At 69.7% G+C, this 21881-nt stretch carries 14 protein-coding genes; 10 read left to right on the forward strand and 4 right to left on the reverse strand.

The genetic code is table 11. The features are described from left to right. Positions 1-47: 47 nt before the first annotated feature. On the reverse strand, positions 48-1094 hold the full coding sequence (locus tag G3M57_RS21125; protein WP_163232809.1) for an aspartate-semialdehyde dehydrogenase: 1047 nt from the start codon (positions 1092-1094) through the stop codon (positions 48-50). Positions 1095-1340: 246 nt separating this feature from the next. Continuing rightward, positions 1341-2369, reverse strand: coding sequence for a hypothetical protein (locus tag G3M57_RS21130; protein ID WP_163232811.1), 1029 nt, complete (start codon positions 2367-2369; stop codon positions 1341-1343). Between the two features lie 324 nt (positions 2370-2693). Between G3M57_RS21130 and G3M57_RS21135 the strand changes: the two genes are divergently transcribed. The 3 genes from G3M57_RS21135 to G3M57_RS21145 all read left to right on the forward strand — a co-directional run bounded on the left by G3M57_RS21135 (position 2694) and on the right by G3M57_RS21145 (position 6549). Beyond that, a complete protein-coding gene (locus tag G3M57_RS21135; RefSeq protein ID WP_163232813.1) occupies positions 2694-4187 on the forward strand; it encodes a DNA-3-methyladenine glycosylase 2 family protein in 1494 nt (497 codons plus the stop codon). Then, on the forward strand, positions 4177-4692 hold the full coding sequence (locus G3M57_RS21140) for a methylated-DNA--[protein]-cysteine S-methyltransferase (RefSeq protein ID WP_230983888.1): 516 nt from the start codon (positions 4177-4179) through the stop codon (positions 4690-4692). Before G3M57_RS21135 ends, G3M57_RS21140 begins: the two co-directional genes overlap by 11 nt. 93 nt (positions 4693-4785) lie before the next feature. Beyond that, a complete protein-coding gene (locus tag G3M57_RS21145; RefSeq protein WP_056751883.1) occupies positions 4786-6549 on the forward strand; it encodes a chloride channel protein in 1764 nt (587 codons plus the stop codon). Positions 6550-6621: 72 nt separating this feature from the next. On the opposite strand, the gene G3M57_RS21150 is transcribed toward G3M57_RS21145, so the two are convergent. Next, positions 6622-8307, reverse strand: a complete 1686-nt coding sequence (locus G3M57_RS21150; protein ID WP_056751671.1) for a methyl-accepting chemotaxis protein — start codon at positions 8305-8307, stop codon at positions 6622-6624. 396 nt (positions 8308-8703) lie between these two features. Between G3M57_RS21150 and G3M57_RS21155 the strand changes: the two genes are divergently transcribed. The 7 genes from G3M57_RS21155 to galA all read left to right on the forward strand — a co-directional run bounded on the left by G3M57_RS21155 (position 8704) and on the right by galA (position 20429). Next, entirely contained in the window at positions 8704-11028 is a 2325-nt protein-coding gene (locus G3M57_RS21155; RefSeq protein ID WP_163232815.1) for an acyl-CoA dehydrogenase, read from the forward strand. 88 nt (positions 11029-11116) lie between these two features. Then, on the forward strand, positions 11117-11434 hold the full coding sequence (locus tag G3M57_RS21160; RefSeq protein WP_163232817.1) for a hypothetical protein: 318 nt from the start codon (positions 11117-11119) through the stop codon (positions 11432-11434). A 109-nt stretch (positions 11435-11543) separates the two neighbouring features. Next, positions 11544-12911 carry a glycoside hydrolase family 53 protein gene (locus tag G3M57_RS21165; protein WP_163232819.1) on the forward strand — a complete coding sequence of 456 codons (1368 nt, stop codon included), beginning with the start codon at positions 11544-11546 and terminating at the stop codon, positions 12909-12911. Positions 12912-13035: 124 nt separating this feature from the next. Beyond that, the gene (locus G3M57_RS21170; RefSeq protein WP_163232821.1) at positions 13036-13590 is read left to right on the forward strand and encodes an RNA polymerase sigma factor; all 555 of its coding nucleotides are present in this window, start codon (positions 13036-13038) and stop codon (positions 13588-13590) included. A 9-nt stretch (positions 13591-13599) separates the two neighbouring features. Continuing rightward, entirely contained in the window at positions 13600-14601 is a 1002-nt protein-coding gene (locus G3M57_RS21175) for a FecR family protein (RefSeq protein WP_163232823.1), read from the forward strand. A 146-nt stretch (positions 14602-14747) separates the two neighbouring features. Further along, positions 14748-17723: a TonB-dependent receptor gene (locus tag G3M57_RS21180; protein WP_163232825.1), complete on the forward strand. Its 2976-nt coding sequence runs from the start codon at positions 14748-14750 to the stop codon at positions 17721-17723. A 159-nt stretch (positions 17724-17882) separates the two neighbouring features. Then, the gene (gene galA / locus G3M57_RS21185; protein ID WP_163232827.1) at positions 17883-20429 is read left to right on the forward strand and encodes a beta-galactosidase GalA; all 2547 of its coding nucleotides are present in this window, start codon (positions 17883-17885) and stop codon (positions 20427-20429) included. Positions 20430-20555: 126 nt separating this feature from the next. On the opposite strand, the gene G3M57_RS21190 is transcribed toward galA, so the two are convergent. Further along, entirely contained in the window at positions 20556-21797 is a 1242-nt protein-coding gene (locus G3M57_RS21190) for an SGNH/GDSL hydrolase family protein (RefSeq protein ID WP_163232829.1), read from the reverse strand. Positions 21798-21881: the final 84 nt, after the last annotated feature.

The following is a 21881-nucleotide window of genomic DNA, read 5'->3' on the forward strand; positions in this document are numbered from 1 at the left end:
GCTTGTCGAAGGACGAGGTTTTCGGGCCCGGCGCCGGATGTGTCCGCCTAGACCGCGCCCACCAGCACCTCGGCGATCTGGACGGCGTTGAGCGCCGCGCCCTTGCGCAGGTTGTCGCCGGTCACGAACAGCGCCAGGCCGTGGGCGACGGTCGGGTCGGACCGCACCCGCCCGACGAACACCGGGTCCTGCCCGGCAGCGGCCAGCGGGTTGGGGACCTCGGCCAGCACCACGCCCGGCGCGCGGCCCAGCAGGTCCAGGGCCTCGGCGACCGAGATCGGCTGCTCGAACTCGGCGTTGATCGACAGCGAATGGCCGGTGAACACCGGCACCCGCACGCAGGTGCCCGACACCGGCAGGCCGGGGATTTCCAGGATCTTGCGAGTCTCCTCGCGCAGCTTGGCCTCTTCCTCGGTGTAGCCGTCCTCGCCGAGCTTGTAGTTCAGGGGCACCACGTTGAAGGCGATGGGCGCGGCCCACTTCTTCGGCGCGGGGAAGGCCACGGCGGCGCCGTCGCGGGCCAGGGCTGCGCCGCCGTCGGCGGCCGCCAGGATCTGGTCCCGCAGTTCGTCGATACCGGCCACGCCGCCGCCCGACACCGCCTGGTAGGTGCTGACCACCAGCCGCTTCAGCCCGGCCGCCGCGTGCAGGGGCTTGAGGACCGGCATGGCCGCCATGGTCGTGCAGTTGGGATTGGCGACGATCCCCTTGGGGATCTCCGCCAGGGCGTGGGGGTTCACCTCGGCCACCACCAGCGGCACGGCCGGGTCGTCGCGCCAGGCCGAGGAGTTGTCGATGACGACCGCCCCGGTCGCCGCGACCTTGGGCGCCAGCGCGCGCGAGGCAGCGCCGCCGGCCGAGAAGAAGACGATGTCCAGGCCGGCGTAGTCGGCGGTCGCGGCGTCCTCCACCACGATCTCCCGGCCCCGCCAGGCCAGGGTGGTTCCGGCCGACCGCGCCGAGGCGAACAGGCGCAGCGAGGCCAGCGGGAAGTCCCGCTCGGCCAGCAGGGTCCGCATCATCTCGCCGACCAGACCGGTGGCGCCGACGATGCCGACATGCGGCGGGTTGGAGGTGGAAAAGGCCGAGGTCATGTCATGCGTCTCCTGGAGGATGCGGAGGCGCGGGGATGTCCGTCAGTCTGGAAAGGACGGCCCCGCGCGTCGGCGGGGCTTCTGTCCGGCTGTCGCGTCTAGACCGCGCGCACATCCGCAGACGCCCCGCCGAAGCAGGTCGTTTTGCGAATAATGGCTTTGGTCATCACGACGGACATGGCGCAGCTCTCTAGGGACGAACGCGGCGGATGTAAACCTTCTGGCGCGTTCGTCGCTGGACCGCGATCAGTTCCCCGCCGGAACCGGCGACATCGCCGCGACGCTGGCGCCGGCCACCGGGATCATGAAGCCCGGCAACGAGCGCGGCGCCGGGGCGGGCGTCGCCGTCGGGACCGCCGCCCCGCCGGCCGCGTCGTTGACGCACTGGGCGGTGTCGATCAGGGCGTGCTGGCCCAGGCAGAAGACGTCCTCGTAGTGCGGGCCGGCCACGGCCAGGCACTGGTAGAGGTTCAGCTTGGCCATCTTCATGCAGAAGCCGCTCTTCTTGTCGTGCATGACGACGTCCAGCTTGGCGGCGTCCTCGTCGCCGGCCGCGCCCAGAACCGCCAGAGCCGCCAGGGCCGCGGCCCGCACGGTCACCGGGGTGAAGGCCGCCCCGCCCTCGCCGCCGAAGCCCCCCGCCTCGCGCGGCGCGGTCGCGGCCTGGATCAGCCGGCCGGCGTCCTCGTCGCCGGGCGTGAAGAAGGCGGCCGACATCGCCTTGACCTTGGCCAAGCGGCCGGCGGTGTCGGCGATCGGGCTCTTGGACCAATCCTGGTGCTGGATGTCGTAGGCCGCCTGCTTGACCGCCTTGCCGGTGGCGCCCAGCGGCGCGCCGCGCTTGATCAGGGCCGCCTGGGCCCGACTGGCGGCGGCGCCGACGCCGTCGATCTCGACGACGCTCTCGGGATTGGCTTCCAGGCGCTCGACCAGCACCTCCGGCGGGGTTTCGCGCGCCGCCTGGCGCACGCCGTCGATGAAGGCTTCCTCCTGCAGGGCGGCGATGGCGCCGTAGGCGATCATGCCGGCGTCCAGCTGCTCAGGCTGGTAGGCCGCGCCCTTGGCCAGGGCCTCGGCGACGCCGCCGCCGTTCTCGAACGCCGCCGAGATGGTCCCCGCGCCGCGCGTGTAGGTTTCGAAGGCGCTAGCCGCGGCGACCACGTCGCGGGCCAGGGTGACGCCGGGCGCGCCGCGCTCCTGGCGAGCGACGGCGAAACCGGAGACAGCGACAGCCGCGATCAGCGCGCTCGTCGCCCAGAGAACGGGATATTTCATGATGATGGCCCCAGACCGAACTTGGGGCCTATTGGGCGATCATCTCGGTTGATCAGTCTCTAATGTTCATGCCAAATTGGACGTTAACGTCCGTGTATTGGACTGTTTTCGCTGCGCATTTTGTCGCACGACAGCTTTGGATAGCATAGCAGTGTCGGCCTGGTATCTTTATAATGGAAAGTGTCGAGAGATCGACATTTACCCATTGATGAATACCCCTCACCCAAGGATTGTACAGACCAGGGCCGGCGCTGTGAGCTAGTCGCCGATGACAAGGTCCGAAAACCGCGAGACGTCGCCTCGTCCGGGTCTATGATCGGGCCCATGGACCTCGATCCCGACGCCTGCTATCGCGCCATCCAGACCCGCGACGCCCGCTTCGACGGCCGGCTGTTCGTGGCCGTCAGGACCACAGGCATCTACTGCCGGCCGGTGTGCCCGGCCCGCACGCCCAAGCGCGAGAACGTCACCTTTCACGCCACCGCCGCCTCGGCCCAGGAGGCCGGCTACCGCGCCTGCCTGCGCTGCCGGCCCGAGACCTCGCCGCAGCTGGGAGCCTGGAACGGCGCGTCCAACACCGTCAGCCGCGCCCTGGCCCTGATCGAGGCCGGCGCGCTCGACGAGGACGACGTCGAGACCCTGGCCGAGCGCGTCGGGGTCGGCGGACGCCAGTTGCGGCGACTGTTCCTGCAGCACCTGGGCGCGACGCCGGTGGGCGTGGCCCAGACCCGGCGCGTGTTGCTGGCCAAGCAGCTGATCCACGAGACCGACCTGCCGATGGCCGAGGTGGCCCTGGCCGCCGGCTTCGGCAGCGTGCGGCGCTTCAACGAGACCTTCCAGCAGCTCTACGACCGGCCGCCCGCCGCCCTGCGCCGGAGGAAGGCCCTCCCAGCCCCGGCCGGCGAGGCCATCTCCCTGACTCTGCGCTACCGCCCGCCATACGACTGGGACGGCATGCTGGCCTTCCTGGCGATGCGGGCGATCCCCGGCGTCGAGGCGGTCGAGAACAACGTCTACCGCCGGGTCATCGCCCTGGATGGTGCGGCCGGGACGATCGCCGTGGCGCCGATCGGCGGCGACCGGCTGAGCGTGGCGGTGCGGTTTCCCCGGCCGTCAGCCCTGCCCCGCATTCTGGCCCGGGTGCGCGGGGTGTTCGACCTGTCGGCCGATCCGGTCGGCATTGGCGAGGTGCTGTCGCGCGACCCGGACCTGGCGCGGATGGTGGCCCTGCGCCCCGGCCTGCGGGTGCCCGGCGCCTGGGACGGGTTCGAGCTGGCGGTGCGGGCGATCCTGGGCCAACAGATCACCGTCGTTCAAGCCCGCAAGCTGGCCGGCGACCTGACCGCCGCGCACGGCCAGCCGCTGCCCGAGCCCTGGGCCGAGCCGGGCCTGACCCACGCCTTCCCGTCGGCCCAGCGCCTGGCCGGAGCCGACCTGTCCGGCCTGAAGATGCCCGGCGCCCGTATCCGCTGCCTGTCCGCCATGGCCGGAGCGATCGCCGCCGATCCGAACCTGCTGTCGCCAACCGCCGGCCTGACCGAGATGGTCGCCCGCCTGCGCGCTTTGCCAGGCATCGGCGAATGGACGGCCCAGTACATAGCCATGCGCCAGCTGCGCGAGCCCGACGCCTTCCCGGCCGCTGACGTGGCCCTGATGCGCGCCCTGGCCGACGCCGACGGCGTCCGCCCGACGGCGGACCAGCTGCTGGCCCGCGCCGAGGCCTGGCGGCCCTGGCGAGCCTACGCGGCCTTGCACCTCTGGGCCTCGCTGGCCGACGCGGGGGCGCCGCCGATGCGGAAGGTGAAGCGTGCGGCCTGAGGTCCTGATGCTGGAGGTGCTGGCCACCCCGATCGGCGAGATCGATGTGGTCACCGACGCGGACGGGCAGCTGAGGGTGCTGGAATTCCACGACCAGCCCCACCGCCTGACCAGCGCCCTGCGCCTGCACCATCGCGGCCAAGCGGTGGAGAGCGGCGCGGCGCCGGCCGCCGTCCGCGATGGGCTGGCGGCCTATTTCGCCGGCGACCTGGCGGCGTTGCGGACCATCCCGTGGACGATCGGCGGCACCGCCTTCCAGCATCAGGTGTGGCAAGCTCTGGTCGAGATCCCGCTGGGCGAGACCACCAGCTACGCCCGCCTGGCCTCCCAGGTCGGGCGTCCCGCCGCTGTCCGCGCGGTCGGCGCGGCCAACGGCGGCAACCCGATCGCCATCGTCGTGCCCTGCCACCGGGTGATCGGAACCGGCGGCGCCCTGACCGGCTATGGCGGCGGGGTGGAGCGCAAGCGGTGGCTGCTGGCGCACGAAGGCGGCCGCGAACTCTGAGGGGGCGACAGGTCCATGGACCTGTCCCCAGCTTTGCCAGCCCCCCGCAAGCCCCATAAGATGGCCGCGCCGCCCTTCGCGACCGGAACCCTCATGCAGCTGTCCCTTCCGACCACCACCTCCGTGCGCTGGCTCAGCTGGCTGCGGCGGCGGATCCGGTCCAGCGAGCTGTGGCTGATCGCCGTGGCCACCCTGATCGGCGCGGGGGCCGGGGCGCTGGCGGTGCTGCAGGCCAAGCTGGCCCACGGCCTGCAGGTGCTGCTGTTCGCCATCAACATCGACGAGCGACTCAGCGCCCAGAGCGTGATCGCCCCCTGGCGGACCCTGGCCATTCCCCTGGGCGGCCTGGTGCTGGGCGTGGCCTCCTGGGCCTGGCTGAAATACCGCCCCAAGCCGGCGGTCGACCCGGTCGAGGCCAACGCCCTGCACGGCGGCCACCTGTCGGTCCGCGACAGCGCCTTCATCTGCGGCCAGACCCTGCTGTCGAACGGGGTCGGGGCCTCGGTCGGGCTGGAGGCCGCCTACGCCCAGGCCGGGGCGGCCATCGCCTCGTTCGCCGGGCAGCGGCTGAACCTGCGGCGGGCCGACATGCGAACCCTGGTCGGGGCCGGGGCGGGCGCGGCCATCGCCGCCGCCTTCGGCGCCCCCCTGACCGGGGCCTTCTACGCGTTCGAAATCGTCATCGGGGCCTATACCGTGGCCAACCTGGCCCCGGTGGCCGCCGCCGCTCTGGCCGCGGTGCTGGTGGCCGGACGGATGGGCGGCCTCCCCTACCTGCTGAAGACCTCGACCCCGGCCGTGCAGTCGTGGTTCGACTACGGCCTCTACGCCCTGCTGGGCGTGGTCTGCGCGTTCGCGGGGATCGCCCTGATGCGGCTGGTGGCCTCGGCCGAGGGGCTGGTCGGCAAGTCCAGGCTGCCCAAGCCCGTCCGCCCGATGGTCGGCGGCCTGGCCCTGGCGGCGCTGGCGATGATCACGCCCCAGACCCTGTCGGCCGGCCACGGGGCGGTGCACGTCAACCTGACCGCCGACCTGGGCCTCAAGACGCTGCTGATCCTGCTGGCCATGAAGGCCCTGGCCAGCGTGGTGTCGCTGAGCTTCGGTTTCCGGGGCGGCCTGTTCTTCGCCTCGCTGTTCCTGGGCGTGCTGGTGGGTCAGATCTTCGCGGCCCTGACCGTGTTCGTGCCCTGGCTGCCGTCGCTGGACCCGACCGTGGCGGCCCTGGTCGGGCTGGGCGCCTTCGGCGTCGCCGTGGTCGGCGGCCCCTTCACCATGTCGTTCCTGGTGCTGGAGGCGACCGGCGACTTCACCGTGGCCGCCGCGGCCCTGGTGGCTTCGCTGATCGCCAGCGCCCTGGTGCGCGAGACCTTCGGCTACTCGTTCTCGACCTGGCGGCTGCACCTGCGCGGCGAGACCATCCGCAGCGCCCACGACGTCAGCTGGATGCGCCCCCTGACCGCCGGGCGGATGATGCGCAAGGACGTCAAGACCGTGCCGGCCGAAGCCAGCCTGGCCGAGTTCCGCCGCCGCTATCCATTGGGCTCGACCAAGCGCGTGGTGATGCTGGACGCCCAGGGCCGCTATGCCGGCATCGTCCGCACGGCCTTGGCCTACGCCCAGCCCGACGACAGCGAAAAGCCCGTCGGCGGCCTGGCCCTCTACACTGACACCGCCCTGACGGCCGACCAGTCGATCAAGGAGGTGATGCGCGCCTTCGACCACACCCAGGCCGACGAACTGGCGGTGATCGACGCCAACCGCGAGGTGATCGGCATCCTGTCCGAAGCCTATGCGACCCGGCGCTACGCCGAGGAACTGGACAAGGCGCGGCGCGAGCTGACGGGGGAAGCCGGGTAGGCGGCGACAACCTGGACGCCTTGATCGGAGACGGCCGCGACAGGCCCGTTCGCGTCGCCGCCCGGAACTTCGCTAGGCGGCTCGCCGCGCTGATGACTGGCGCGCCTCGCCGTGGGTGCGAAACTGACCGACAAGACGAGAAAGCTCTCGCGACTCGTTGCTCAGGCTGCCGGCGGCGGCGGTGGCCTCCTCGACCATCGCCGCGTTCTGCTGGGTCACCTGGTCCATGCGATTGACGGCGACATTGACTTCGGCCAGGCCGGTCGCCTGCTCCTGGGACGACGAGGCGATCTCGGAAATCAGGCCGTCGATCTCGGCGACCTTGGCGACGATGCCGTCCAGGGCCTCGCCGGTGTCGCCGACCAGCTTCACCCCACGCCCGACGTGGGCGCTCGAGGTGGCGATCAGCGTCTTGATCTCCTTGGCCGCCTCCGCCGAGCGCTGGGCCAGGGCCCGGACCTCGGAGGCGACGACGGCGAAGCCACGGCCGGCGTCGCCCGCGCGGGCCGCTTCCACGCCGGCGTTCAAGGCCAGGAGGTTGGTCTGGAAGGCGATCTCGTCGATCACCCCGATGATCTGGGTGATCTGGCGGGACGACCCTTCGATGGCGCCCATGGCCGACACCGCCTCACGGACGATCTCGCCGGACCGGTGGGCGTCGGCGCGCGCCTGAGACGCCGCGCTGAAGGCCTGCTTGGCCCCCTCCGCGCTGCGCTTGACGGTCGCGGTGATCTCGTCCAGCGCCGCGGCGGTTTCTTCCAGGCTGGCGGCCTGCTGCTCGGTGCGACGCGACAGGTCGTTCGAGGCCTTGGCGATTTCCTGGGCGCCGCCGCTGACGCTGCCGGTCGAGACCGAAATCGCCGACATCGTGCTCTCCAGCGTGTCGGCCGCGGCGTTGAAGTCGCTGCGCACCTTCTCGTAGGCCGCCTCGATGGGACGATCGATGCGGTAGGTCAGGTCGTTGCGGGCCAAATGATCCAGGCCGACGGCGATCTCGTCGACCGCCTTGACCCGGCCGGTGACGTCGGTGGCGAACTTGACGATCTTGATGACCCGACCGGCATGGTCGAAAATCGGATTGTAGGACGCCTGGATCCAGACCTCCTTGCCGCCCTTGCCGACCCGCTTGAATTCCGCCGAGACGAATTCGCCGGCGTTCAGCTTTCGCCAGAACGCCTGGTAATCGGGCGACCCGGCGTAGGTCGGATCGACGAACATCCGGTGGTGCTGCCCCTGGATCTCCGAGAGGCTGTAGCCCAGCGTTTCGAGGAAATTCTGGTTGGCGGTCAGGACCTCGCCGGCGGGCGTGAACTCGATGACCGCCTGCACGCGCGAGATGGCGTTGAGCTTGCCTTCGACCTCGACGTTCCGACGCTTCTCGGCGGTGATCACCGTGGCGACCTTCACCACGCGGGTCACGGCGCCGCGGCTGTTGCGGACTGGATTGTACGAGGCCTGGATCCAGACCTCGGCCCCGCCCTTGCCGAGGCGCAGATATTCCTGGGCGTCGAACTCGCCGCGTCCGAGCTTGGCCCAGAAGGCGCGATATTCGGGGGAAGCGGCGTAGGCCGGATCGACGAAGAGGCTATGGTGGCGGCCCTTGATCTCGCTCAGGCTATATCCCAGCGCCGTGCAGAAATTGTCGTTGGCGGTGAGGATCGTCCCACTGGGGTCGAACTCGATGATCGCCAGAGAACGATCAAGAGCCGTCAGGGTCTCCGGCGCGCTCGCCGCGCGGCTGAACTGAAATCCCGCCATGTGGGCCTCTAAAAGGAAGGGTTGTCTAGGACGCCGAAGGCAACGCTTACTTGTCTCCAACAAGCGAAACATCACAGTGGCGAAGATGGGGTTCTGCGAGTTAAGTTTTGGAAAACTTCGTTCTCCCACGCCGCAGGTGCGTCACGATCACGCAGACATTCAGGTTGCTGGCCATGGCTGTCGCCCCGGGGCCGCGCCGGGGCGGGCTTGACGCGGCGCCAGCAGCCTTTCCGCCCAGACGCCCAAGGGCCGCTTTCTCGAGCCGTCCGAGGGTCTGAGCCACGCCCAACAGGAACGCGATCGTCCGTTATCCGTGTGAGGAAGCTTCCGGCCCCACCGCCGCATCCTCACCCTGCCCCATCGCGTTAGACGTCCATCGGTAACCGAGGCGGCGTCATGACCAGCACCTTCAACTTTCGCCGGGACCTGATCACCCGGCCGATCCTCGCCTGGGCGCGCGGCGTGATGCCGGCCCTGTCGCAGACCGAGCGCGAGGCGATCGACGCCGGCGACACGTGGTGGGACGCAGCGCTTTTCACCGGCGATCCCGACTGGAACGAACTGCTGGCCTTCCCCGCGCCCCGGCTGCGGCCCGACGAGCAGGCCTTCCTCGATGGACCGGTCGACACCCTGTGCGCCATGCTCGACGACTGGAGCATGACCTGGGAGACCCGCGACCTGCCGCCCGAGGCCTGGGCCTATCTGAAGCGCCAGAAGTTCTTCGGGATGATCATTCCGAAAGAGTATGGCGGCCTGGGCTTTTCCGCCTTCGGCCACGCCGAGATCGTCCGCAAGATCGCCACCCGCTCGGTGTCGGCCGCGGTGACGGCCATGGTGCCCAACTCGCTGGGTCCGGGCGAGCTGATCATGAAGTTCGGAACCCAGGCCCAGCGCGACCATTGGCTGCCGCGCCTGGCCGACGGCCGCGAGGTGCCCGCCTTCGGCCTGACCAGCCCTGAGGCTGGCTCGGACGCCGGGGCCATGGTCGACGAGGGCGTGGTCTGCCGCGGGACCTGGAAAGGCCAGGAGGTGCTGGGCATCCGCCTGAACTGGCACAAGCGCTACATCACCCTGGGACCGGTCTGCACGGTGCTGGGTCTGGCCTTCAAGCTGCGCGATCCCGACCACCTGCTGGGCGACGTCGAGGACATCGGCATCACCTGCGCCCTGGTCCCCACCGACACGGCCGGGGTCGAGATCGGCCGCCGCCACCTGCCCGCCTTCCAGACGTTCCAGAACGGCCCCAACTGGGGCAAGGACGTCTTCATCCCGATGGACCTGGTGATCGGCGGGGCCGAGCGGGTCGGCCAGGGCTGGAAGATGCTGATGACCGCCCTGGCGGCCGGGCGCGGAATCTCGCTGCCCGCGTTGTCGGGCGCGGCGGCCAGCTTCAGCGCCCTGACCACCGGGGCCTACGCCCGCGTGCGCAGCCAGTTCAACGTGCCGATCGGCAAGTTCGAGGGCGTGCAGGAGCGCCTGGCCCGCATCGCCGGCAACGCCTACCTCCTGGACGCCGGCCGTCGCCTCACCTGCACCGGCCTGGACCTGGGCCACCATCCGTCGGTGATCTCGGCCCTGCTGAAGGCCGGCGCCACTGAGCGCATGCGGGTGGTGGTCAACGACGCCATGGACGTGCACGGCGGCAAGGCGGTGATCGAGGGCCCGCGCAACTACATGGGCTCGCAGTACCGGGCCATCCCGGTCGGCATCACCGTCGAGGGGGCCAACATCCTGACCCGCAGCCTGATGGTGTTCGGCCAGGGCGCGATCCGGGCCCATCCGTTCCTGCTGAGCGAGATCCTGGCGATCGGCGAGGATGACAGGGCCAAGGGTCTGGCCGACTTCGACGCGGTGTTCTGGAAGCACGTGGCGCACGCGATCCGCTCCGGCTTGCGGGCCTGGGGCCGCAGTTGGACGGGAGGGGCCTTCGCGCCGACGCCCGAGGCCGGCCGCGCCACCCGCTTCTACCGCCAGATGGGCCGCTACAGCGCCGCCTTCGCCCTGACCTCCGACATCGCCCTGCTGACCCTGGGCGGGGCGCTGAAGCGCAAGGAGATGCTGTCGGGCCGGATGGGCGACATCCTGGCCGAACTCTATTTCCTGTCGGGCGCCCTGAAGCGCTGGGAGGACGAGGGCCGCCAGGACGCCGACTTCCCGCTGCTGCAATGGTGCATGGACACGGGTTTCGCCACCATCGAGCAGCGGTTCGACGAGGTGTTCGCCAACCTGCCCAACGTCCTGGCCGGCTGGCTGCTGCGGGCGGCGATCCTGCCGCTGGGCCCGCGTCGCCGAGGCCCGTCGGACCGCACGACCACCGCCTGCGCCGAGCTTCTGCTGCACCCGTCGGCCACGCGCGACCGGCTGATCGAGAACGTCTATGTCGGCGGCAAGGACGAGGCGGTCGGCCAACTGATCGACGCCTTCGAGCGCGTGGTCGCCACCCAGCCGATCCACGATCGCCTGCGCGCCCAGAAGATCCGCCACTGGAAGGACGGGGTCGAGCAGGGCTGGGTGACCGCCGACGAGATCGCGACGCTGGAGGCCGCCGACAAGGCGGTGGCCGCGGTGATCGCGGTCGACGACTTCGCCCAGGACGGCTTGGCGATGCGGGTGGCGGCGGAGGCTCGACCGACGATGCGTCCCATCTGGACCGATGGCGTGACGCAGCGCCCGGAACTGGACGTTGAGGAGCAGCGGACGTTCGGCGGGGTCGGGCCGTAGAGGGCGGAAGCGGCGACGTCCCTCGCACGAACGCGCGAACGGTGCTCAACTTGCCGACGGCTGATGGCCACGGGATCGGGCGGACAGGATGCGCAAAGAAACCTTCATCAGAGGGCTGGAGGTCGTTTGCTGGACCCTCTCCATGGCCTGGATAGTTCTCTGCTACGTCAGGCAGGACGCCGTCATAGGCCATAGTCCGCACGTCGCTAACGTCGCGACCGGGAACGTCTATCTGTACAGAAACCACTCGGACACGCTGTTCATCAAGAAGAGCGATCTGATCTATGTGCAGTTCTTTTCGTTTCCGCTTGGGGCTGTCCCATTGTTGATCGGAACCGCCATCATACGCTTGGTGGACAAGGAACGCGGGAAACAGGCTCGCCCCTCGGAACCGGTGCAAGGGTGACGAACGTCCCGCGCCGGGTGGCCCTCAAACTCCGCTCTTGATTTATAATATAATTGCGGCGACGTTCCGCCCGCCGCCTCGACGCGGCGCATTGTCGGAAGGAAACGTCATGCGGGGCAAACGCCGCTTCACCCTGGCCGTCGCCGCCAGCGTGATCAGCCTTGGCGCGGCCCAGGCGGAGTCGGCGAAGCCCCCGATCTATCTCGGCGTCGACATCTCCTACGCCAACGAGATGGACGACTGCGGCGCGGTCTACAAGGCCGGCGGCAAGGCGGTGGACCAATACCAGTTCTTCAGGGCGGCCGGCGCCAACACCGCCCGGATCCGCATCTGGAACGACCCGGACTGGACGACCTATTCCAACCTGGCCGACGTCAAGCGCAGCCTCGGCCGGGCCAAGGCGGCCGGCCTGCAGGTGTTGCTGGACTTCCACTATTCCGACGACTGGGCCGACGGCGACAAGCAGGTCGCCCCCAAGGCCTGGGCCAAGCTCTCGACGCCCGACCAGGCCAAGGCGCTGTACGCCTTCACGCACGACACCCTGATCGAACTGAACCGCGAAGGCCTGATGCCCGACCTGGTGCAGGTGGGCAACGAGACCAACGGCGAGATCGTCTCCAGCCTGGCCAAGGCCAAGGAGCCCATCCACTGGGACCGCAACGCCCTGCTGTTCAACGCCGGCATCAAGGCCGTGCGCGACGCCGGCCGCGAGACCGGGACCAAGCCGCGGGTCATGCTGCACATCGCCCAGCCCGAGAACGCCGAGCCGTGGTTCGAGGCGGCGACCAAGGCCGGGATCACCGACTACGACGTCATCGGCCTCAGCTACTACAGCAAGTGGTCCAAGCGCTCGATGGCCCAGCTGGGCCAGACCATCAACCGCCTGCGCCACACCTATGCGGCCGACGTGCTGGTGGTCGAGACGGCCTATCCATTCACGACCGAAAACGCCGACGCCTCCCCAAACCTGCTGGGCGAAGACTCGCTGATCGCCGGCTATCCGGCCACCGCCGACGGCCAAAGGCGCTACCTGGTCGACCTGACCCAACTGGTGCTGTCCAGCGGCGGCACGGGGGTCTTCTACTGGGAACCGGCCTGGGTCTCGACCAAGACCTGCGGCACCCGCTGGGGCAAGGGCTCCAACTGGGAGAACGCGGCGGTGTTCGACTTCAAGGGCCAGACCCTGGGCAGCGCGGAAGGCTGGCTGAAGCACGCCTACGTCCGGCCGGTCGAAGTGACCTTCAAGGCCAAAGCGACCACCGAAGCGGCCTTCATCGACGGCGACTTCCTGGACGGCGTCGGCCCCAGGCCCATGACCCGCGAGGGCGAGGCCTTCATCTACCGCACGCGCCTGGCGCCCGGGTCATCGGTGACCGTGGCCGCGGCGGCGACCGCCGCGGCGGTGGCCGAGGTGCCGGCGGTCACCGCCTCGATCGGCGATCGCGCAGCCAGCGTTCCCTTGCCGGAACAACCCTGACCTTTCGGATTCGATCTCCGATTGTCTGTTTAATAATATGAATGGAGATTCCCTGAAAACGGCGATATGGCTGTCGGACCAGGGGAACGTCGGGCGCGGGGGCGCGCCGGTCGAGGAGGTCGCGATGCCGCGGGAGAACCCGGCGCAGCAACAGGTGGAAACGTCCGACGACGGGCAGATCAATCGCCTCAATGCGCGGTATCGCGGGCCGCTGACCAGCTTCTTCCTGCGCCGTGTTCACCGTCGCGACGAGGCCGAGGACCTGACCCAGGAGGTGTTCCTGCGCATGGTCCGCAGCCTGCAGCGCCCTGATCGTGAGGGCGGCGAGCGGATCGACAATCCCGAGGCCTTCCTGTTCCGGACGGCGGTGAACCTGCTGCGCGACCGCGCGCGGCGGGCCAAGACCTTCGCCGAACACCTGGCCGAGGCGGCGCACCGCGATGAAACTGTTGAGGTGCGGTCGCCCGAGCGCGTCTTACAAGACAGGCAGTCCTTGCGATCCGCACTGGCCGCCCTGGAGGAACTCGACGCCCGCACGCGCGACGTGTTCATCCTGCATCGACTGGAAGGGTTGAAACACGCCGAGATCGCGACGCTGTACGGCGTCTCGGCGAGTTCGATCGAGAAGTACATGATCAAGGCGCTGGCGCACCTGGCAAGGCGCGCTAGCGCGGTCTAGAGCAGGTCCGTGGCCCGATCCTTGTCCGACAGCATCGTTCATGAAGAGGCCGCGCGGTGGCTCCTGCGCCTGGGCGACGCCCCGGACGATGCGGCCATCTTCGAGTCCTTCGAGGACTGGCGCGACGCCTCGCCCGAACACCGGCAGGCGTTCGAGGACGTCCAGGAAAGCTGGGCCCTGTTCGGCGACCAGGCCGCGGCGCCCGAACTGCTGGTCCTGCGCCGCGACGCCCTGGGCCGGGCCGGCGGGGCCGGAAAACGACCCGGCCTCGACCGTCGAGGCGTCGCGGCGGGCCTGGCCGCCCTCGCCGCGGGCCCCCTGGCGATCTACGGCTGGCGGCAGCTGCATCCCGACGCCCGCCAGACCCTGCGGACGGCGGTGGGCGAGCAGCGCACGGTCACCCTCTCGGACGGCAGCCGCGTTTCCCTGGACGCCAACACCCTGGTCAAGGTCGCCTATTCGCCCGCCCTGCGGCTGGCCGAGGTGGTCGAGGGCCGAGCCCATTTCGAGGTGGCCAAGGACAAGGCGCGTCCCATGAAGGTGCGGGCCGGCACGCGCACCGTGACCGCCCTGGGCACCGCCTTCACCGTCGAGCACGAAGGGGCGCGCGTCATCGTCACCCTGGTCGAGGGCCGCGTGGCGGTGACCGAGGCCGCCCCGGTCCGCGGGGCCGCGCCGCCGCCCAAGGAACTGGCTCCGCAGCAGCAGCTGGTCTTCGCCGCCGACGCCACGCCGCCGCTCATGCACGAAGCCGTCGATGTCGAGCGGGCCATGGCCTGGCGCGAGGGCAAGCTGGTGTTCGACGACGAAAGCCTGGCCGACGCCGTGGCCCGAGTGAACAACTATTCGCGGGTGAAGATCGTCGTCGAGGACGCCCCTGCCCGGGCCCTGAAGATCAGCGGCATCTTCAACGCCGGCGACACTCCGGCCTTCGTCGAGGCCGTGCAGAGCTACTTCCCCGTCGACGTTTCGGCCGACGGGTCGACCGTCGAGATCCGCTCGCGAACCTGATCGCCGAGGCTGATCCCAGCCCCCGATCTCAGCCATTGTGAAGTTTTTTTTGAGGGCTCCGTGAGGAGCCGCGTCGTAACCCATATCCGCGGGTTTCGAGAGCCAAGACGGCCACCAGAGCGAGCCGCGGACCGGGAGGGAAAACGATGACTGCCTATCGTCCGCGCGGACACCGCCACAGCCTTTGCGCCGGCGCCGCGAGCGCCATTCTGCTGACGGGTCTCGCCGCCGCCGCGCCCGCCCTGGCCCAGGGCCAGGCCGCCGTCGCCCAGACCTACGAATTCAATATTCCGGCCAAGGACCTCGACCAGGCGCTGAAGGCGTTCGGCGATCGGTCGAACACTCAGGTGCTGTTCACCAAGGCGGTGGTCCAGGGGCGCAAGAGCCCGGCGCTGCGCGGCCGCTACACCAGCGCCGAGGCGCTGAACCTGCTGCTCAAGGGGTCCGACCTCAACTACCAGCGCACCGCCTCCAACGTGGTCCTGATCCGCGAGGGCGCGCCGCCCGCGTCGTCCATGGCCGGGTCGGCCGCCGAGGCGCCGGCGTCGACCGCGGCGCAGGAGAGCGTCGCCCTCGATGAAGTCGTCGTCACCGGCGTGCGCAAGAGCCTGCGCGAAGCGCTGGACGTCAAGCGCGGCTCCGACAAGGTGGTCGAGGCCATCTCGGCCAAGGACATCGGCGTGCTGCCCGACGTCACCATCGCCGAGTCGATCGCCCGCCTGCCCGGCGTCAACGCCACCCGCGACCGCGGCAACGACAGCCAAGCCGTGGTGCGCGGCCTGGGCGCCCGCCTGGTGCTGGGCACGATCAACGGCCGCGAGGTCGCCTCGTCCGAGCCCGACCGCAACGTCCGCTGGGAGATCTATCCGTCGGAAGTCGTCTCGGGCGTCCAGGTCTACAAGTCGCAGTCGGCCGACCTGATCGCCGGCGGCGTGGCCGCGACCATCAACATCGATACGATCGCCCCTCTCGACTACAAGGGGCCCGAATTCGTGCTCCGCGCCGGCCCGGTGTTCTACGACGGCGGCAAGGACATCCCGAACTACAAGACCACCGGCTATCGCGCCTCCGGCTCCTGGGTGCACAAGATCAACGACGACCTGGCCGTGGTGCTGGGCGTGACCGGCCAGCGCCAGAAGAACGGCTACGGCTCGTTCACGGGCTGGGGCTACAACGACTCCAACGCCCGCCCGCCGGCCGGCGCCAGCGACTATTCCAGCGACCTGAACCGCGACGGCGTCGTCGACTACACGCCCTGGGGCGCGCAGATGTCGGCCAGCCGCATCGACCAGAAGCGCACCGGCGTCTCGGGCGGCCTGCAGTACAAGCCCACCGACCACTTCGAGCTGAAGGCCGACGCCCTCTATTCGAAGATCAAGATCACCGAGGTCCAGGACCAGACCGTCTGGGGCGCCAACAACTGGGGCAACTGGAACCGGGGCGACGAGACCAATACCGGCTGGAACGACGCCGACTACCACGCCGCCGGCTCGTCCTTCACCCTAATCGACAACACCGTGGTGGCCGCCACCCTGCCCTTCAGCTCGGTCCAGACGGTCCTGGCCAAGTACAGCGAGGACAAGGACCTGTTCGCGGGCGGGCTGAACGGCAAGTGGACCAGCGACCAGTGGACCGTCGCCGCCGACGTCTCCTACTCCAAGGCCAAGCGCACCAACACCTGGAAGGCCGTCCGCTTCGAAGCCTGGCCGAGCTGGACCAGCTTCGACTGGCGCGCCGGCAAGACACCGACCATCACCACGAGCCAGGACAGCCTGAGCCTCAGCCAGACGGCCGACCTGGCCGGCTCGCACGACGGCCCCGAGCACCTGAACGACGAACTTAAGGCCGCGGCCCTGGACGTCACCCGCGACCTGCAGGGCTCGCCGTTCAAGAGCTTCCAGTTCGGCGCCCGGGCTTCCGACCGCACCAAGGACCACACCAGCTTCAGCTTCGCGCCGAGCGCCACCGGCGCGACCGTACCGGCCAGCCTGCTGAGCGCCTACAAGCTGGACGACGGCGCGGACGTCCCGGCCCTGCTGACCGGCGACATCGACGCCATCGCGGCGGTCGCTTACGGCCCCAACGCCTTCGCCCTCTCCAACGCCACCGAGGAACTGGCCGAGCGCTGGAGCGTCAATGAGAAGGTCTACGAGGGCTACGGCAAGCTGAACTTCGCGGCCGACAGCGTCGCCGGCGCCTGGCTGACCGGCAATGTCGGGGCGCGGGTGGTGCACACCGAGACCAGCAGCGACGGCATGCAGCAGGACACCGCCAGCGCCTTCAGCGCCGTGACGGTCGACAACGACTACACCGACTTCCTGCCCTCGGCGAACGCCAAGCTCGACTTCGGCGACGGCAAGGTGCTGCGCTTCGGTCTGGCCAAGGTCATCGCCCGCCCGCCGCTGGACGAGCTGCGCGCCAGCCGCACCCTGGCCAACTGGGCGCCCTGGACCGGCAGCGCCGGCAATCCGAAGCTGAAGCCGTTCGAAGCCTGGCAGCTGGACGCCTCGGCCGAGTGGTACTTCCGTCCCGAAGCCCTGGTCGCCGCGTCCTACTACTACAAGGACGTCGACTCCTACATCGGCTGGAAGCAGAGCCCGGCTGCCTTCGGCGGTCAGACCTATACGGTCGCCAGCCCGGCCAATGGCGGCGGCGGCTACATCCAGGGCCTGGAACTGACCTTCCAGACGCCGTTCTTCTTCCTGCCCGGCCCGCTCAGCAAGTTCGGGATCTATTCGAACTACGCCTATGTCGACTCCGACCTGAAGGAGTTCTCGCCGGCCAACAACCCGCTCTCGATGACGGGCTTGGCCAAGAACACGGCCACGGTCGACCTGTGGTACGCCAACGGCCCGATCGAGGCGCGGCTGGGCTGGAAGTACCACTCGCCGATGACCGTGATCTACGGCTGGAACGGCGCGGACCTGCAGACCCTGGAGAGCGAGAAGACCCTCGACTTCAGCTCGTCCTACACCTTCAACGACCACGTCGCCGTGCGCTTCCAGGTCAACAACCTGACCAACGAGGCGCTGCGGATGTACCGCGACAACGATCCCAATCGGATCGGCCGCTACGACAGCTACGGCCGCCGCTACCTGGTCGACGTCACCTTGAAGTTCTAGGCCCCACCAAGATCCGTCGTCCCTCGGCTCGTTCGAAGGATGACTGTGGCAAGGCGATGGATGCTACGAACTTGGCCCCATCCCCCTCCCCGATGTTCCTGCGACTGGGGAGGAAGCGCGTCGCTTCCTCCCCATTTTTTCTTTCCGCGTGAGGATCCCATGGTCGACTTCAGCCGCCGCCAAGCCCTGGCCGCCACCGCCGGCGCCGCCGCCCTTGTCGGCCTAGGAGCCGCCGCTTCCGCCCGGGCCGCCACGCCAGGGGGCAAGACGCCCGCCACGCCGCCGCTCGCTCCCCTGCCCGCCATCGACCTGGCGCCGCGCGAGCGCCTGTCGCTGGACTTCGACTGGCGCTTCAAGCTGGGCCACGCCCAGGACCCGGCGCGCGATTTCGGCTTCGGCGCCAACCAGCGCACCTTCGCCAAGGCCGGCGCCACGGCCGCCAACTGGGCGGTCAGCCAGCTCTCCGACCCCAAGTTCGACGCCGGCGCCTGGGCGCCCGTCACCCTGCCCCACGACTGGGCGGTCGAATTGTCATTCGTCGACAACCCCGCCTTCGTCCCGTCCGGCAAGCCCGACGACGAGGATCTGCGCGCCGCCCACGGCTACAAGCCCGTGGGCCGAGAATTCCCCGACACCAGCGTCGGCTGGTACCGCAAGACCTTCGCCCTGGCCGCCGCCGACGCCGGCAAGCGGCTGTCGATCGAGTTCGACGGCGCGTTCCGCGACGCCACGGTCATCGTCAACGGCTACATCCTCGAGCGCGAGGACAGCGGCTACAGCCCCTTCCGCGTCGACATCACCGACATCGCCAACCTCGGCGCCGAAAACACCCTGGTCGTCCGGGTCGACGCCAGCCTGGGCGAGGGCTGGTTCTACGAGGGCGCGGGCCTCTATCGGCACGTCTGGCTGGTCAAGACCGCCCCGGTCCACGTGCCGCAATGGGGCGTGTTCGTGCGCGCCAAGCTCGACGGGACCCTGTCGATCGACACCGACCTGGTCAACGAGGGCGACGGCCGCGCCGCCTATGAGGTCGCCCACACCGTGCTCGACGCGACCGGCAAGCCGGTGCTGGCGCCCGCGCCGGCCACCGGCTTGCTGCCGGCCTGGGAGCGCCAGTTGCTGGCCCTGACGGTAACGCTGCCCAATCCCGTGCCGTGGTCGCTGGAGATCCCGCATCTCTACAGCCTGGTCACCGAGGTGAAGGTCGACGGCGCCGTGGTCGATCGCTACGTCACGCCCTTCGGCGTCCGCTCGATCGCGTTCGACGCCGACAAGGGCTTCCTGCTGAACGGCCAGAGCGTGAAGCTGAAGGGAACCTGCAACCACCAGGACCACGCCGGGGTCGGCGCTGCCATTCCCGACGCCCTGCAGGTCTGGCGGCTGGAGCAGCTGAAGAGCATGGGCTGCAACGCCTATCGCGCCGCCCACAACCCGCCGACGCCGGAACTGCTGGACGCCTGCGACCGGCTCGGCATGGTCGTCATTGACGAGACCCGCCGGATGTCCAGCGATCCCACGTCGATGGACGAGCTGGAGCGCCTGGTCCGCCGCGACCGCAACCACCCTTCGGTGATCCTGTGGTCGATCGGCAACGAGGAACCGCAGCAGGGCACGGCGCGCGGCGCCAAGGTGGCGGCCACCATGAAGCGGCTGGTCAACCGCCTGGACCCCACCCGCCTGGTCATCGCCGCCATGGACAACGGCTTCGGCGAAGGCATCAGCGCGGTCATCGACGTCCAGGGCTTCAACTATCGCCACGAGAAGATGGACGACTTCCACCAGCGCTTCCCGCACGTGCCGATCATCGGCACCGAGAGCGCCAGCACCGTGGCCACCCGCGGCGAATATGCCCGCGACGACGCCAAACTGTACGTGCCCGCCTACGACACCGAGCATCCCTGGTGGGCGACGACGGCCGAGAAGTGGTGGGGCCACGCGGCCGACCGGCCGTGGATGGCCGGCGGCTTCATCTGGACCGGTTTCGACTATCGCGGCGAACCGACGCCGTTCAACCGCTGGCCCAGCATCAGCTCGCACTTCGGGGCGCTCGACACCTGCGGCTTCCCCAAGGACAACTATTACTATTACCGCGCCTGGTGGCGGCCCGAGCCGCTGCTGCACCTGCTGCCACACTGGAACTGGGAAGGCCGCGAGGGTCAGCCGATCGCCGTCTGGGCGCACAGCAACTGCGATCGGGTCGAACTTTTCCTGAACGGCAAGAGCCAGGGCGTCCGCGAGGTCGTGCCCAACCAGCACGTCGAATGGTCGGTCCCCTACGCGCCGGGCGTGATCGAGGCCCACGGCTACAAGGGCGGCAAGGTCATCCTGCGCGAGCGCCGGGAGACCGCCGGCCCTGCCGCCGGCCTGCGGATCACCGCCGACCGCCCAACCCTCCTGAAGACTGGCCTGCGCGCCGACGGCCAGGACGTGGCGGTCCTCAAGGTCGAGGTGCTGGACGCCAAGGGCCGCCCGGTTCCGCGCGCCGACGACCTGGTGACGTTCGCGCTCGGCGGCCCGGGCGAGGTGATCGGGGTCGGCAACGGCAATCCCACCAGCCACGAGCCCGACGTGGCCAGCCAGCGTAAGGCGTTCAACGGCCTGTGCCAGGCGATCGTCCGCACCCGGCGCGGCCAGGCGGGCGCGCTGCGGGTGACGGCCTCGGCGCCCGGACTGAAGGCGGCGACGGTGAGCGTGACGGTGGGCTGAGGCCGCCCTCGTCCTTCGACAAGCTCAGGATGAGGGCTACGGGTAAGGCAGTTGAATAGAATTCCTCATCCTGAGCTTGTCGAAGGACGAGGAATTCGGCCCAAGATCCTCAACTGCCCACAGACCCTAACGCTTGACCAACGCCCCGATCGCCACCGCCTCGCCCATCGCCTTGTAACCCGCCGGCGAGGGATGCAGTTGGTCGCCGGAATCATAGGCCGGCAGCAGGCGTTCGGGGTGGGCCGGATCGCGGGTCACCCTGTCGAAGTCGACCACCGCGTCGAATACGCCCGAGCCGCGGATCCAGGCGTTGACCGCCTGGCGGTCGGCGTCCGCGTCCGCATCGGAACGGTAGACCTTGGTCCCGCCGCACGGGAGGATCGTCGCCCCGATCACCCGGATGCCGCGCTCGTGCGCCCGGGTCACGATCTGGCGGTAGGCGGCGATCAGGCCGGTCACGACCTGGGTCCGCTTTTCCGGCGTCACCTCGCCCTCGCGCGACAGGCCGCCGATGTCGTTTATGCCGATCAGCACGATCAGAGCCTTCACCCCCGACTGGGTCAGCACGTCGCGATCCAGTCGGGCCAGGGCCGCCTGGCCGCTGCCGTCCTTGAGCAGCTTGTTGCCGCCGATGCCGACGTTCAGCACCGAGACGCCCTTCGTCCGCGGGTCCGCCTGCAGCCGCGCGGCCAGCACGTCGGGCCAGCGCTCGTAGACGTCGACGCCCGCGCCGGAGCCGTCGGTGATCGAGTCGCCCAGGGTTACGACCGCCGTGCCCTTGCCGGAGGGCCGCTCGACGTCGACGCCGGCCAGCTGGGCCCACTGGGTGAAGGTCGCGGCGCCAGCCAGCTCCGGCGCGGCCGACTGGTCGCCGGCGACGACAAAGGCTGTGGTGCGGGCCGAGCGGTGCACGCTGGCCTGGCGCGGGACTTCGGGCAGGCGCAGGCTGACGGCCAGCCGCGCCAGGCCCTCGACCGGCAGGTTCACCGGGTCGGACAGCCAGGTCGCGCCGGGCGGTATGGTCACGCCGCTCTGGCCGTCGAAGGTCACCGCCCGGTCGGTCTCCGCCACGATTCCCGACCCGCCGGGCGCGGCCGCAAGCGCCACCCTCGCGCCGTCGATCCGCAGCGGCGCGGTTCCGAAGGTATTGGCCAGCCGCAGCCTCAGGCGCGGCCCGCCGGCGCCCAGTCTCACCACCTGGCGGATCGTGACCTCGCCCTGCGGCGCGGGCAGGTTGGCCGCGTCAGTGGGAACCAGGGCCGTCGCCCACGAGCCGGTCCAGGTCGGCGGCGACGTGGCGGCCGTCGCCGGCCAGGCCAGCCCCACGCACAGCGCCAGCCCCAAAAGCCGCGTTCCGATCCGCCGCATCGCACCCTCCTAAAGATCTCACAAAATGGATTGACGTCACAGAATATGGAATTAGCGTCGCTGGCAAGATCGCGCTGATCCGGC

The sequence above is a fragment of the Caulobacter rhizosphaerae genome, assembly GCF_010977555.1.
Taxonomy (GTDB): domain Bacteria; phylum Pseudomonadota; class Alphaproteobacteria; order Caulobacterales; family Caulobacteraceae; genus Caulobacter; species Caulobacter rhizosphaerae.

Coding starts and splice junctions, on each gene's coding strand:
- G3M57_RS21125 (WP_163232809.1), bottom strand. CDS start 1,094: ATGACCTCGGCCTTTTCCACCTCCAACCCGCCGCATGTCGGCATCGTC.
- G3M57_RS21130 (WP_163232811.1), bottom strand. CDS start 2,369: ATGAAATATCCCGTTCTCTGGGCGACGAGCGCGCTGATCGCGGCTGTC.
- G3M57_RS21135 (WP_163232813.1), top strand. CDS start 2,694: ATGGACCTCGATCCCGACGCCTGCTATCGCGCCATCCAGACCCGCGAC.
- G3M57_RS21145 (WP_056751883.1), top strand. CDS start 4,786: ATGCAGCTGTCCCTTCCGACCACCACCTCCGTGCGCTGGCTCAGCTGG.
- G3M57_RS21150 (WP_056751671.1), bottom strand. CDS start 8,307: ATGGCGGGATTTCAGTTCAGCCGCGCGGCGAGCGCGCCGGAGACCCTG.
- G3M57_RS21155 (WP_163232815.1), top strand. CDS start 8,704: ATGACCAGCACCTTCAACTTTCGCCGGGACCTGATCACCCGGCCGATC.
- G3M57_RS21160 (WP_163232817.1), top strand. CDS start 11,117: ATGCGCAAAGAAACCTTCATCAGAGGGCTGGAGGTCGTTTGCTGGACC.
- G3M57_RS21165 (WP_163232819.1), top strand. CDS start 11,544: ATGCGGGGCAAACGCCGCTTCACCCTGGCCGTCGCCGCCAGCGTGATC.
- G3M57_RS21170 (WP_163232821.1), top strand. CDS start 13,036: ATGCCGCGGGAGAACCCGGCGCAGCAACAGGTGGAAACGTCCGACGAC.
- G3M57_RS21180 (WP_163232825.1), top strand. CDS start 14,748: ATGACTGCCTATCGTCCGCGCGGACACCGCCACAGCCTTTGCGCCGGC.
- galA (WP_163232827.1), top strand. CDS start 17,883: ATGGTCGACTTCAGCCGCCGCCAAGCCCTGGCCGCCACCGCCGGCGCC.
- G3M57_RS21190 (WP_163232829.1), bottom strand. CDS start 21,797: ATGCGGCGGATCGGAACGCGGCTTTTGGGGCTGGCGCTGTGCGTGGGG.